The organism is Undibacterium sp. SXout20W (genome assembly GCF_049340285.1).
Classification (GTDB): Bacteria; Pseudomonadota; Gammaproteobacteria; order Burkholderiales; family Burkholderiaceae_D; genus Undibacterium.
In genome coordinates this window covers 1-13315 of sequence record NZ_JBMPPH010000048.1, presented here as the reverse complement: position 1 = coordinate 13315, position 13315 = coordinate 1, and the positions used below count along the sequence as shown (strand labels likewise).

11 protein-coding genes are annotated in these 13315 nt (G+C 46.4%); 9 read left to right on the top strand and 2 right to left on the bottom strand.

Annotation, left to right across the window (positions count from 1 at the left end; translation table 11 throughout):
- Positions 1 to 209: 209 nt before the first annotated feature.
- The 5 genes from ACO0K1_RS17405 to clpB all read left to right on the top strand — a co-directional run bounded on the left by ACO0K1_RS17405 (position 210) and on the right by clpB (position 8707).
- Positions 210 to 593, top strand: a complete 384-nt coding sequence (locus ACO0K1_RS17405; protein ID WP_423028018.1) for a BlaI/MecI/CopY family transcriptional regulator — start codon at positions 210 to 212, stop codon at positions 591 to 593.
- A complete protein-coding gene (locus ACO0K1_RS17400) occupies positions 590 to 2425 on the top strand; it encodes a M56 family metallopeptidase (RefSeq protein ID WP_423028016.1) in 1836 nt (611 codons plus the stop codon). Before ACO0K1_RS17405 ends, ACO0K1_RS17400 begins: the two co-directional genes overlap by 4 nt.
- Before the next feature lie 270 nt (positions 2426 to 2695).
- Entirely contained in the window at positions 2696 to 4813 is a 2118-nt protein-coding gene (locus tag ACO0K1_RS17395; RefSeq protein WP_423028014.1) for a TonB-dependent receptor plug domain-containing protein, read from the top strand.
- A 142-nt stretch (positions 4814 to 4955) separates the two neighbouring features.
- A complete protein-coding gene (pip, locus tag ACO0K1_RS17390) occupies positions 4956 to 5924 on the top strand; it encodes a prolyl aminopeptidase (RefSeq protein WP_423028012.1) in 969 nt (322 codons plus the stop codon).
- Positions 5925 to 6115: 191 nt separating this feature from the next.
- The gene (gene clpB, locus ACO0K1_RS17385; protein ID WP_423028010.1) at positions 6116 to 8707 is read left to right on the top strand and encodes an ATP-dependent chaperone ClpB; all 2592 of its coding nucleotides are present in this window, start codon (positions 6116 to 6118) and stop codon (positions 8705 to 8707) included.
- Positions 8708 to 8939: 232 nt separating this feature from the next.
- Here the strand turns inward: clpB and ACO0K1_RS17380 are convergent, their stop codons facing one another.
- Complete coding sequence (locus tag ACO0K1_RS17380) at positions 8940 to 9728, bottom strand: AraC family transcriptional regulator (protein WP_423028008.1); 789 nt, start codon at positions 9726 to 9728, stop codon at positions 8940 to 8942.
- 165 nt (positions 9729 to 9893) lie between these two features.
- On the opposite strand from ACO0K1_RS17380, the gene rraA reads away from it, so the two are divergent.
- On the top strand, positions 9894 to 10394 hold the full coding sequence (gene rraA / locus ACO0K1_RS17375) for a ribonuclease E activity regulator RraA (RefSeq protein WP_423028006.1): 501 nt from the start codon (positions 9894 to 9896) through the stop codon (positions 10392 to 10394).
- On the opposite strand, the gene ACO0K1_RS17370 is transcribed toward rraA, so the two are convergent.
- A complete protein-coding gene (locus tag ACO0K1_RS17370; protein ID WP_423028004.1) occupies positions 10391 to 11134 on the bottom strand; it encodes a transcriptional regulator in 744 nt (247 codons plus the stop codon). The two genes, rraA and ACO0K1_RS17370, sit on opposite strands and share 4 nt — an antisense overlap.
- A gap of 121 nt (positions 11135 to 11255) precedes the next feature.
- On the opposite strand from ACO0K1_RS17370, the gene ACO0K1_RS17365 reads away from it, so the two are divergent.
- The 3 genes from ACO0K1_RS17365 to ACO0K1_RS17355 all read left to right on the top strand — a co-directional run bounded on the left by ACO0K1_RS17365 (position 11256) and on the right by ACO0K1_RS17355 (position 13129).
- Positions 11256 to 12107 carry a hypothetical protein gene (locus ACO0K1_RS17365; RefSeq protein ID WP_423028002.1) on the top strand — a complete coding sequence of 284 codons (852 nt, stop codon included), beginning with the start codon at positions 11256 to 11258 and terminating at the stop codon, positions 12105 to 12107.
- Positions 12108 to 12219: 112 nt separating this feature from the next.
- The gene (gene yiaA, locus ACO0K1_RS17360) at positions 12220 to 12651 is read left to right on the top strand and encodes an inner membrane protein YiaA (RefSeq protein ID WP_423028000.1); all 432 of its coding nucleotides are present in this window, start codon (positions 12220 to 12222) and stop codon (positions 12649 to 12651) included.
- Between the two features lie 88 nt (positions 12652 to 12739).
- Positions 12740 to 13129 carry a GNAT family N-acetyltransferase gene (locus tag ACO0K1_RS17355; protein ID WP_423028042.1) on the top strand — a complete coding sequence of 130 codons (390 nt, stop codon included), beginning with the start codon at positions 12740 to 12742 and terminating at the stop codon, positions 13127 to 13129.
- Positions 13130 to 13315 lie beyond the last annotated feature (186 nt).

The window sequence follows — 13315 nt, the reverse complement described above, 5'->3', positions numbered from 1 at the left end:
CGCAAATAACTCCTTTTTATCTCTATCTAGAAAAATAGTTCTAGACAAAAAGTTCTAGAACATTTATTCTGGAATCTGTTCACGTAAGCATTTAGTCAGGCATTTAGTCAGGCATTCAAGCAAATATCGGATGGTGCGATGGACTTCTGGCTGGAAATTCATCATTCACTTGCCATAAACGCATGCATTAAACAATGCAAGGAGTAGTAATGACCCAAAAAATAAGCACGCCCAAACCTACCACCGCCGAAATTAACTTGCTCAAGGTGTTGTGGCAAATCGGCCCGGCAACTGCGAAGCAGGTCCATGCTGCCGCGGTGATGGAGCGCCCTGATTTAGCCTATGCGACAGTGCTGCGACATTTGCAATTGATGCATAATAAAGGTTTGTTAAAACGTGATGAAAGCCAACGCTCTCATGTTTATGCGCCGATGCAAGAACAAGATGACATGCAAACTAATTTACTCAAAGATTTGATTCAAAAGGTCTTTGCTGGATCAGGCAAAGCATTGGTTATGGCGGCTTTACGCGGACACGTGAGTCAACAAGAACGTGCAGAAATCGAACAATTTTTAGGGGAAGATAAATCATGAATAATGATTTCTCGTTAGTTCAAGTTCTTGGTTGGCCTTTGTTGCATTTCATCTGGCAAGGAGTTGTGATCGGTGGTATCGCCGCAGTTCTGTGTGCTTTATTGCGGAATCGTCGTCCAGAAACGCGTTACCTGGTGCTTTGTAATTCCTTGCTGGCGTGCTTATGCTGGCCTGCGCTTGGCTTATATCAGCAAATCAATGGTGTTCAGATCATACGTCTGGATACGGCTTTGGCGTTGATGCAAAGTTCAACAGCGAAATTTGATGTGGTGTTTGTCGACGATGGCAACTTTCTGCGCGGCTTGCAAGCCTATTTGCCTGTTGTCGTGCTGATCTGGTTATCTGGTATGAGTCTGATGGTGGCACGTATGGTGATCGGCCTGATGTGGGCACGCCAATTGGGCGTCGCGCCTCTACATGGTGACCAACAACAATTGCAAATCCATTGGCAACGACGTACCGATTTTCTGGCGCACAGCTTTCAGCTTCATCGTCAGGTGAAATTTAAATTGGAACAAGATTTACAGACGCCAGTGACGAGTGGCTGCTGGCGTCCAGTGATTGTGATGCCCTTGTCTTTACTCAGTGGGATGGCACCAGAGTTAATTGACGCTTTGATAGCACATGAATTAGCACACATCAAACGTTGGGATTTTGTCGTGAATTTTTTACAGCAAAGCGTTTTAGCCATCTTGTTTTATCACCCGGCAGTATGGTGGATTTCACGCCGGATGGACATTGAGCGTGAGCAAATTGCGGATGGTATTGCCGCAAACGTATTAGGGCGTCCCCGTGAAATGGCATTAGCCTTGCAAAGCTTAGACGCATGGCAAGCAGCAGTTCCACACATGGTTCCAGCCGCCAACGGTGGGCAGTTATCAGGACGTATCAAACGTTTGCTACGAGCAGATCAACAGCAGTGGAAGTGGACGATGGCCAGCCCTGCATTGGGTGTTATTCTGACTTTTGTGGTGGTCAGTGCTGTTGCACAACACGAACAACAATTTAGCGAAAATCAACGCACAGGTTTGAAACAACTGGCGCAAAAAACAGCAAATGAAACTGTTCAACTCATGGTGAGCCTTAATTCAACCCATGCCATCGTCATCGACGACACAAGTGGTCAAGTGTTATTACAAAAAAATGCGGATAGCATCACCCCTATAGCTTCCTTAAGCAAGCTGATGACGGCGATGGTGACGTTAGATGCTGATTTGGATATGCAGGAACTACTCACTGTGAAAAGTGAAGACGCCACCAAACTTAAAGGTGCGACGTCGCATTTACCTGTAGGCACACGTCTCACCCGCCATCAAATGTTAGAAATGAGTCTGATCCCGTCTGACAATCGAGCAGCACAAGTGTTGGCGCGCACCTTTCCTGGTGGTGAGGCCGCCTTTTTAGCAGCTGTCCAGAATAAGATAGAGAAATTAGGCTTAACCCATATGCACATGGACGAACCGACAGGCTATAGCAAGCGCAACGTTGCCAGTGCTGCCGATATCGCGCACTTGACCCAGGCAGCAATGACTTACCCTGAGTTGGTGAAAATCACCAGCGCAGCATCAACAAGTTTGGCGCGTTGGCCTCAAGTTGAGCATGGCAAACTAAAAGAGTTGGCATGTCAAAATACCAATCCTCTGGTCGGACAAAAGGAATGGGATATTCAATTATCCAAGACTGGCACGACAAGGGATGCAGGGCGTTGCATATTGATGCATCTCAATATCGCTGGTAAAGCCATTACACTGGTGTTACTTGGTGCAGAAGATCTTGAACGTAGAACAGAAGACGTGTTTCAAATCCGCCATGCCCTTGAGCAAGGGGTGTAACCTTCGAATAGCTTGGCTTTTTAGATCGGCAAAACAGCAGCCCGCTTTTATGCTCGTTTTTATGCCCGCTTTCAGCCCGTGGTGTAAAACCACGGGCTGAAAAAACCATTTCCTTTAATTTTAGTGTGTGCCGTGTATTTCACGTTTGCGCCATGGCATCGTATTTTCTTATTTATGAAAAAATGTCCAAAGTATTATCGACTACTCCTTAAGTGCGATATTTTATGCTTAATGTTGGGTTCGAATATCGTGTATGCGCAATCAGGAAGTGTGCAGACCGAAAGTGTGCAGTCCGAAAGCGTGCAGTCAGTTGAAGTGACTGCGGCCAATCACAATGACAAAATCCGGCAAGCAGATCCGACCATCCTCAGCGTGTACGGCCGTGAAGAGCTTGCAAGATATGGCGATACGCTCATGAGTGACGTATTGAAGAGATTGCCTGGTGTGACGATCAGTGAAAATAAAAATAGAGCAATTGTCATTTCATTACGTGGATTGGGGGCCGGATATACCCAGGTATTAGTGAATGGAGAAGTAATGCCTGATGGTTTTGCTATTGATAGCATTGCACCTGACGCCATCGATCACATCGACGTTATGCGCGTGGCGGGCGCCGATACATGCGCTCAGAGCATTGCTGGCAGCATCAATATCGTGTTGAAGAAAAAGACCAGCGAGACACAGACTGAAGTTAAGTTGCGCTTCGGTGAGCAGCAAGGTGGTTGGAATCCGGGAATGACCGTTGGCACGTCGGGTAAAACTGCATCGCTAGGATATAACTTGAGTGCGGTTGTCGATCGTAGTGTGAGCGATAGCACCGAACAGGTGAATGAGTCACTGACGCAAAAAGCACCGCTTCAATCCGGACTGCCAGATACCTTGCTTTCTTCACGTCAACTACAGCAAATAACGCATGTGCAACGCGAAGCATTTACATTAACGCCTCATCTTAATTGGCAACGCACGCCGGATATGAGCTTGAGCTGGCAAGGATTTTTGAATCAAGTATATGTTCATCAATTAAAGCGAGAAAGTGAAAATACGTTCGTTGGATCGACAACTGATTTTCCGGAAAATGATAGCGTATGGAATGCCCATTTTACGACGCTTCGCAATTCGCTGACCTGGGAATCGGCATTTGATGATGGCGCTAAATTATCTGTCACCGGCGGCTGGAATTTCTTTCGCCGCGTGTCATTTTTTCGTTTCCATGGTAATGATCAGACTGATCAGTTATTGCAAACGAGAGAAGTCAGTGCTGAGGCGCACGAGAATGAAATTCGTCTGAACGGTAAATATCTGGCACCTGCTATTGAAGATCATCATTTTTCACTTGGCTGGGAAAGTAACACTAGCCAAAGGCATGAGCAGAGAATAGAAATTGATCAAGACCCTCAGGGGAGCGCAATTCTTAATACCAATCAACTCTACGATGCGTCGATGTCTAAGTTGGCTTTCTATGCACAAGACGAATGGCGCTTATCGCCCAGTTGGCTCATGTATCTCGGATTACGTTGGGAGCATGTGGTCATACAAGGGACAGCGTCGGATGGGTCTGTGTTGACACATACCGATAGTGTGTTTAGTCCGATTTTACAAACAGTCTGGAAACTTGATGGTCAACGCCAGTGGCGTTTTGCGGTCAATCGCACGTTAAAAGCGCCCACTTTAGTGAGTTTAATACCCCGCATTATTCGTATCGATAATGATAATGGCCCCCTCAATCCAGATCAACAAGGCAATCCTGCTCTACGGCCTGAAAAATCGTGGGGAATGGATATTGCCTATGAACGTTTCAACGCAGATGGCGCATTGGTGAGCGCGAGTGCCTACGTGCGTAAGATCGATGATGTGACGGTCTCGCTTCTCTCGCAACAGCAAAATGGCTGGTTAGTCATGCCAGCCAACAATGGAAATGCTGTGGTTATGGGCTTGGAATTAGAAACCAAATTCTCTTTAAGTTCGTTAAGTGCTGATTTGCCAAATATTAACGTCCATGCCAATCTAAATCGCAATTGGTCAAGGGTTCAGAGTGTCCCTGGTCCGGACAATGTGATGGCAGATCAGGTAAAACTCAGTGGTAACCTGAGTCTCGATTACCAGCTACGGCATGGATGGACAATTGGTGGTAATTTTTCTTTGCAAACAAAGGGTGTTCAGCGCGCCTCATCGTATTTGTCTTCCTATCAAAGTCCTCAACGACTGCTTGATTTATACAGTGTCTGGCAAGTTAATCCGACCGCCCAGCTGAGACTATCTATCAGCAATATTTTGCATCAAAATGGACGGGAATCAGAGACGTACCAGGATGCGCAAATCCATGTGGCACAAGAGCTGACTAAGCCGACGCAGCCGAGTTGGCGCATTCTTTGGGAGCAACGCTTCTAGCGTTGATGCGGTGAAAATCTCGCCTTTAGTATAATGCTTGTATTTCCTTGTTTTCCTTGTATCTGCTTGTTGTATAGGCAGATAATTTGCCCAAAATTTAGTAACTTGATTACCGTCAGTACCATAACATCCAGGAGACCGCATGTCAGATATTGCTAACTATCCTTTATTTCCTGAAATTGAACCTTATCGCAGTGGTACGCTGCAGGTGGATGATCTTCACACCCTGTACTGGGAAGAGTCTGGAAATCCGGACGGGCAGCCAGTCTTATTTTTACATGGTGGACCCGGTGGCGGAACGAGTCCTGCACATCGACGTTTTTTCGATCCGGTACATTATCGCATTGTGTTATTCGACCAACGTGGCGCAGGCAAATCTACCCCTTTAGGGGAATACAAACAAAATACAACACAGTTATTGATTGCTGACATAGAAAAAATTCGTGCCATGTTAGGTATTGAACAGTGGCTGATTTTTGGCGGCTCGTGGGGTTCCACTCTGGCACTCGCTTATGGTGAAGCCCATCCACAAGTTTGTCTTGGGTTTGTCTTGCGTGGGATTTTTTTGTGCACCAGAACGGAAGTTGAATGGTTTGTCAATGGTATGAAATACTTCTATCCAGAAGTGCATCAACGCTTTGCAGAGGGTGTGCCCGAGCAAGAACGCGGCGATCTGCTGCAAGCCTATGTAAAACGTTTATTTTGCGATGATCCAGCGATCTACGTAGAAGCAGCGCGTAACTGGAGTCGTTATGAAGGCTCTTGTTTATTTCTAAAACCACAAGCTGACGCGATTTCTAATTTTGAATCGGATGAAGTGAGTTTGGGAATTGGGCGCCTGGAAGCACACTATATGTTCAATGCAGCATTTATGGAAGACGATGCGTTAATTAAAAATATTGCAAAAATATCGCACTTGCCAGCAGTCATTATTCAAGGACGCTATGACGTCATTTGTCCGCCAGTGTCTGCATACCGACTACATCAGGCATGGCCAACGGCGGCATTTCATATGATCGGTGATGCGGGTCACGCGGCGATGGAACCGGGAATTGCAAATGCCTTAGTGCGTGCCACTGAGCAATTTAAGAAACAAGCTCGTTTTCAATAATAAATACCCTGTAATTAATTTAATTTAATTTAATTTAATTTATTTTTTTGCAATAAAAGTTGCCCGAAGGTACGCAAACTTCGGGCAGGCTTGCGCTATCGCAAACAGTTTTCTATTGACTATTGCACACTGCTTGAAAACGGCACTCCAGCCCCAAATTGTGTTGGTAACTAATTATTCAGGAGCAAAAAATGCGTCTCGATAAACTTACTACCAAATTACAAGAAGCCTTAGCTGATGCGCAAAGTCTGGCTGTTGGCAACGATAATCAATATATAGAACCGGTTCACTTACTGTTAGCCATGATTAATCAGGATGATGGTGGCAGCCGATCTCTATTGCAGCGTGCTGGCGTCAATGTCAACGCCTTGTTGAGCGCCCTGAAAGGTGGTTTAGACCGCTTGCCAAAGGTCTCTGGCACTGATGGTCAGGTGCAAATTGGTCGTGAATTAACGGGTTTGCTGAATCTGGCGGACAAAGAATCACAAAAACGTGGCGATGAATTTTTAGCCAGCGAAATGGTCTTGCTTGCTCTGACAGAAGATAAATCCGAAGCAGGTAAATTATCCCGCGAAAACGGTTTGACCCGAAAATCCTTAGAAGCCGCAATTGCCGCAGTGCGGGGCGGTGGCAACGTCAACTCTCAAGATGCAGAAGGCCAGCGCGAAGCCTTGAAAAAATATACGCTCGATTTGACCGAGCGCGCACGCTTAGGCAAGTTGGATCCCGTCATTGGTCGTGATGATGAAATTCGCCGTGCAATTCAGGTTTTGCAACGTCGCAGCAAAAACAATCCGGTTTTGATTGGTGAGCCAGGCGTCGGTAAAACGGCGATTGTCGAAGGCCTGGCACAACGTATCGTCAATGGCGAGGTGCCTGATAGCCTTAAATCTAAACGCGTCTTGTCGCTCGATATGGCGGCGTTATTGGCTGGCGCAAAATACCGTGGTGAATTTGAAGAGCGTCTCAAGGCTGTGCTCAAAGAAATCGCCATGGATGAAGGCCAGACGATCGTCTTTATTGATGAGTTGCACACCATGGTTGGTGCGGGTAAAGCAGAAGGTGCCATGGATGCGGGCAATATGCTTAAACCGGCATTGGCTCGTGGAGAGTTGCACTGCGTAGGCGCGACGACGCTTGACGAGTACCGTAAATACATAGAAAAAGATGCCGCGCTGGAACGTCGCTTCCAGAAGATCATCGTCGACGAACCTAGTGTTGAGGCAACGATTGCCATTCTGCGTGGTTTGCAAGAAAAATACGAAGTCCATCATGGCGTCGATATTACTGACCCTGCGATCGTTGCTGCTGCTGAATTGTCGCATCGATACATTACTGATCGCTTTTTACCTGACAAAGCGATCGATTTGATCGATGAAGCGGCCGCTAAAATTAAGATTGAGATTGATTCCAAACCCGAGGTAATGGATAAACTTGATCGTCGTTTAATACAACTCAAAATTGAACGTGAGGCAGTGAAACGCGAAAAGGACGAAGCTTCACATAAACGTCTGGGCTTGATTGAAGAAGAAATCGAGAAATTGTCTCGTGAATATGCCGATCTTGAAGAAATCTGGAAAGCAGAAAAAGCCATCGTGCAAGGCAGCACCCATATTAAGGAGGAGATAGAAAAAATCCGACTACAAATGGATGATGCAAAGCGCAAAGGTGATTGGCAAACCATGTCGCAGCTCCAATATGGTCGTTTGCCAGAATTGGAGGCGCAACTCAAGCAAGCAGACACACAGGCTGAAAAAAATGAAACAGGCGGCGGAAAACTCCGATTGTTGCGCACGCAGGTTGACGCCGAAGAAATCGCTGAAATCGTTTCACGTGCTACCGGCATCCCGGTATCACGCATGATGCAAGGCGAGCGTGAAAAACTTTTGCATATGGAAGATGCCTTGCATGAACGCGTGGTCGGGCAGGATGAAGCGATTGTCGCCGTGTCAGATGCAATCCGTCGTTCACGGGCAGGATTGGGCGATCCGGGACGGCCTTACGGTTCTTTCCTGTTCCTCGGTCCGACTGGTGTAGGTAAAACGGAGTTATGTAAAGCGCTGGCTGGTTTTATGTTTGATACTGAAGAATCTTTGATTCGTATCGATATGAGCGAGTTCATGGAAAAGCACAGCGTCGCGCGTCTGATTGGTGCGCCTCCGGGCTATGTTGGCTACGAAGAGGGCGGTTATCTGACCGAAGCCGTTCGTCGCAAGCCATACAGTGTTATTTTGCTGGATGAAGTGGAAAAAGCGCATCACGATGTGTTCAACGTTTTGTTGCAAGTATTGGATGATGGTCGCATGACCGATGGGCAGGGACGCACAGTCGATTTTAAAAACACGGTCATCGTCATGACCTCGAATCTGGGGTCGCATCAAATCCAGGCTATGGAAGGCAGTGATCCGGCAGTGATTAAAATGGCAGTGATGGGCGAAGTTAAATCGCACTTCAGACCAGAATTTATTAACCGTATCGATGAGATCGTGGTGTTCCATGCGCTTGATGCGAAAAACATCGGTGCCATTGCTAAGATTCAGCTTAAAACGCTGGAAAGTCGTTTGCAGCAAATGGACATGGGTTTGCAGGTCAGCGATGCCGCCTTGTTGAAAATTGCCGAAGCAGGTTTCGATCCGGTTTATGGTGCACGTCCTTTGAAACGGGCGATCCAGCAAGAGATAGAAAATCCTTTATCGAAACAAATCTTGCAAGGTAAGTTTGGTCCGAAAGACGTGATTGCGATCAATGCCCAAGACGGCGAGCTGGTATTTAGTAAAGTCTAGTGGCGCTGGTGGTAGTGATAGCGATAGCGATAGTGATAGCGATAGTGATCTTGAAGCAAACTTAGGTTCAGACCCTTTTCCCTTAAACGGGAGAAGGGTAGGGACGAGAGTGCTTGATAGACGCAAAGAAAATTAAATTTTCGAATCGGCGCAATTTCCGCTTGATCAACGATGGCGGGTTGCATTTATGCTCGCTATTGCACTCGCTATTGCGCTAGAGCTTGCGCATTTTTTATCCTGCCTGTCTAAAAAAACTCGACGGCGAAACCCCAAAAGTTTTTTTAAACATCGCTGAAAATGCTGATTGACTCGAATATCCGAGTTCCGCTGCCACTTGCGACATGGGCGTGCCATTGGCAATTAAAAGGTAAGCGCGTGCTAAACGCATTTGCTGGCGCCAGTCACCGAAGCTCATACGCAGTTCCTGCTCGAACAAACGGGTCAAGGTTCGGGCGGACGCTCCGACTTTTTTTGCTAATATCTCCAGCGTGTCATTACTTGCAGGATTTGCAATTAAAATTTCGCACAAATTTTTAAGGCGCTTGTCGTTTGGCATGGGCAAGTAGATTGGCAGAGGTTTTGCGGCAATCAATTCATCCAGAATTACCTGGACCAAATGCCGTTCACGCGGGCTATCTGGTTCAGTGTATTCAAGACTAAAAATCAACTCACGTAACAAATTTGATACTTCCAATACCAAGCAATGTTGATTGCTTAAAGGTGAATATTCCGCGTGGATATGAATTGCCCGCAGATTCGATTCGGTCAGTAGTTTGACTTCATGGATCGTGTCCGGTGGTATCCAAATGGCACGCATAGGCGGTACAAACCACACTGTGCCATCAGCAATGACTTGCAGCATGCCTTGCGGCGTATAAGTGATCTGACCGCATGGGTGGCTATGCGGCGCCAGATCTTGGGAAATCTTTAAATTGCGGGCAACGAGACGTAATGGCCTGTCTAAGGTCGGGAGCTTTGAAGCAGTGACAGGCAGATTGTGAGTCAGTATCGGCGTCGCCATAGTGAAAATGTCTGATATCAGAGAGTTGAGTGGAAATATGCTTGCATCTTAAATCGATTGGCTAATTTTTGCTGTCTGTTGTTTATGATTGATCTGGAGCCTTCGTTTATTGGCGATCAAACACAGGCAAGCTAGAATAGAATAAACCTCTGAAAGGAAGCACCAATGCGCTTTGCAACTTGTGATTTATGTGACGCAAACGAAGACAAACTAGCCAATGGACAGGTACGCGTTCTACCTCCAATTTATCAGGCTTTCGGTGCCTTAGAAAAGTTTTCTGGTCGTGCCAGCACGCTGAAGCTGTTTGAAGATAATGGTATGGTTCGCACGGTGTTAGAAACGCCGGGCGATGGTCGGGTATTGGTGATCGATGGTGGTGGCAGCCTGCGCTGTGCTTTGCTGGGCGGCAATCTTGGCGTTTTGGCGCAAAAAAATGGCTGGGTTGGTGTGATCGTTCATGGATGTATTCGGGATGTGGCCGAAATCAATGCCTGCCAAATCGGCGTTCGCGCGTTAGCCGCGATGCCGGTGCGCAGTATCAAGCGCGGCGGTGGTGAACACGATGGTCGTATTTCGCTATCTGGCGTCGCCGTTACGCCGGGTGATTGGATTTATGCCGATCAAGACGGTATTTTGATTTCAGCAGACGCTTTACATTCAAATTAACGCCGGCGTAACGCAGTAAATTCCTCCGGCTCCCATTCACGCATTGCTAAGAGTAAGGCGGTGCCACGCCGTTTCCTGATGGGCGCGGCTAAACTTTCTGTATGTAATTCTGCAAATTTTCTCTTGAGTAATCGCAATTCGGCATCGAGCTTACTTAGTGCCGCATCCGTCAACATGCCGTGTATAAAATTCAGAGATTGATCATGTTGATTAAATTTGGCTGCGAGAAAATCTGACATCCCTTTATGCCGAAAATAATGCTGTATCGGCCCGTCCGGTAGCCAATCAAAATCGCGCGCGAGGTTGAGCCGTATGCGGTTGCCGGGTAATAGCGTGAGCAAACCCAATTTATCGAGCTTCAGCAGGTGCCGCAGACATTCCGTTTCGGAAATGCGGTAGGCGCTCGTAATGTCCTCATACGTCCAATGATTGATCGCGCACACTGCAACTAATAGCAACGTATTGTCTGCTACTAAATCTTTTTCTTGCGCTAAAGCCAGAGTGTGCAGTCGTTGACCCTGGGCATTTGCTTCTTGGGTCAGTTCCATCAGGCTCAGCCCCAGTAACTGACTGATTTGTGACAGTCTTTCTATACTGATAGAAGCCGCGTTATCCGCTTGCAATAGGCGTTTAACACTGGCTTCGGACAAATCGAGCGCCAATGCAACATCGCGATAGGTTTTGCTTTGCAGTTTAAGCTGGCGCTTGATGGTATTTAAGATTTGGCTAATTTCACTCATAGACTGGTCGCAAAAATGTAATACTTGAACGTCGTTGGTGTGCTACTTATTTCAAAATAGTTTCATATTTCTATGCTTTTTGGCAAGCTGCGCTTATCAAATTCTGATAACGGAGAAAAAAATGCATAGCCGCCTCGCCCACTTGCCCAGCCTTTTAAGCCTGTTGATCGTCATCGCCATGTTGTTATATGGCCCCATCCCACAACTTTCTCATTATCATGATTTTGCCGATCAGTCGCTGTGGATGGGGATACCTCATGCTGCCGACGTCTTGAGCAATCTCGGTTTTGGTTTAGTTGCTGCTGTTGGCTTTTATTATATTGCGCGAACTAGCCAACTCATGATTAAAGCAAACAGCGACCCCGCATATTTTATGATTATCGTTAGTTTATTGCTGACGTCGATAGGTTCGTCTTTTTATCATCTGGCGCCAGATGATGCTCGTTTGTTTTGGGATCGGTTACCAATCGCGTTGGCGTGTGCAAGTTTGATGTGTGCTGTACGCGCTGAAAATATTCCTTGCATGACGAGATTATCTGCTTTGCTGGAATTATCTGTGTCTCTGTTATTTGCCGTTTTCTCAGTATTCTGGTGGCAATGGACAGCCGACTTACGTCCATATTTACTTTTGCAAGGATTAAGCCTGATTCTGATTCCCTTGTGGCACATGATTTGGCGTGCCCCAAAAGCCGATAGACTCGCTTTTGGGATAGCAATGGTGTTGTACGTACTTGCAAAAATCACAGAGATAGCAGACGCGCCGATATTGACTTTAACTCACATCATCAGCGGGCACAGTATCAAACATGTTATCGCTGCCACCGCCGCTGCGTTGATTGTGTTGCGTCTGCTGCAAAGAACCCGTGAATTCCAAATTCCGGAGTGTCGTAATGCGGGGGGCACACGACAAGTGCCAAAGAGCTCAGCATCAACGCCTGTGGGCGCTAGTCAAGAAACTCGTAGATTTTCATAATAAAGATTACATCAGGAAACAATGGCCTTGAAATGCAACATTCGCATAATGTTGCATTTTAGTTATCGTCGACGTTTAGTACAATTTACTCACATCATTTCAGGAAAATTCTATGTCAGCAAAAATTCAACCGCCAACCGCAGCGTTCGTTGCCGCATCTTGGGTGTCAATGTTGTGCGGTTCAATCGCTTTCGTCACTGGGCTGTGGAATTCTACGATGCTACTGAACGAACGCGGCTACTACTTTACGGTTCTTTTGTTTGGCTTGTATGCAGCGATCTCTTTACAAAAATCCGTGCGCGACAAATCCGAAGGCATTCATGTAACAGGCATTTATTTTGGCGTATCCTGGTTTGCACTGATTGCAGCCATTATGTTGCTCGTTATTGGATTATGGAACGCAAGCTTGCATGATAGCGAAAAAGGTTTCTATGCAATGTCATTCATCCTGGCACTGTTTGGCGCCGTAGCGGTGCAAAAAAACATCCGGGACGTTGCAGTTTTTGGGGTGGATACAGAAGTGAATTACAATCACGATGAGTAATTGGGCGGATTTGACCGGCAGTGAAAGCTACTTCCCGATTGAAAAATCTTATGGTAGAAATGCAAACTGAGCGCTTAGTGCTAAGGCCATTTACTTTAGACGATGTGGAAGATTTTTTCCATTAGCATCTTTACCAGATTTGATGCGACTCACAGGAGAACCACCTGTGACAGCGATAGAAGAGGTCAGGCAAAAAATGCTAACGGGTCCGATCAGTGATTATTCTGACTTCGGATTTGGTCGAATGGTCTGCATCGATAAATATTCTGGCCGACTCATTGGTTTTAGTGGGTTGAAATTTTTACCGGAACTGCATGATGTCGATATCGGATATCGGATATCGGATATCGGATATCGATTTTTGCCAGAATTTTGGGGGCAAGGTTACGCCACTGCAAGCGAGAAGGTCTTTATGAAGCACGTAGTTCCCGCGTTGAATTTAACTAAACTCATCGGCCTGGCATTTTCTGAAAATTGAGCATCAATTGCAAGATTGCTCTTGTGAAATAGTACTTTGTCGTCATTCAAAATTAAGTTCACGCGAGTTCAACTATGAAGTGCAACTGAAGATAAATGGTTAAAGGTGGGAAGATGCAGTAGCATCCGGCCTTCCAGACCTCCAAGTCAAAGTTGCCCGAAATGACATACACACATCTTACCCAAG

Excerpts from the sequence above, each read along its gene's own strand:
- ACO0K1_RS17405 (WP_423028018.1), top strand. The coding sequence starts at position 210 with ATGACCCAAAAAATAAGCACGCCCAAACCTACCACCGCCGAAATTAAC.
- pip (WP_423028012.1), top strand. The coding sequence starts at position 4,956 with ATGTCAGATATTGCTAACTATCCTTTATTTCCTGAAATTGAACCTTAT.
- ACO0K1_RS17370 (WP_423028004.1), bottom strand. The coding sequence starts at position 11,134 with ATGAGTGAAATTAGCCAAATCTTAAATACCATCAAGCGCCAGCTTAAA.
- yiaA (WP_423028000.1), top strand. The coding sequence starts at position 12,220 with ATGTCAGCAAAAATTCAACCGCCAACCGCAGCGTTCGTTGCCGCATCT.
- ACO0K1_RS17365 (WP_423028002.1), top strand. The coding sequence starts at position 11,256 with ATGCATAGCCGCCTCGCCCACTTGCCCAGCCTTTTAAGCCTGTTGATC.
- ACO0K1_RS17380 (WP_423028008.1), bottom strand. The coding sequence starts at position 9,728 with ATGGCGACGCCGATACTGACTCACAATCTGCCTGTCACTGCTTCAAAG.
- rraA (WP_423028006.1), top strand. The coding sequence starts at position 9,894 with ATGCGCTTTGCAACTTGTGATTTATGTGACGCAAACGAAGACAAACTA.
- clpB (WP_423028010.1), top strand. The coding sequence starts at position 6,116 with ATGCGTCTCGATAAACTTACTACCAAATTACAAGAAGCCTTAGCTGAT.
- ACO0K1_RS17400 (WP_423028016.1), top strand. The coding sequence starts at position 590 with ATGAATAATGATTTCTCGTTAGTTCAAGTTCTTGGTTGGCCTTTGTTG.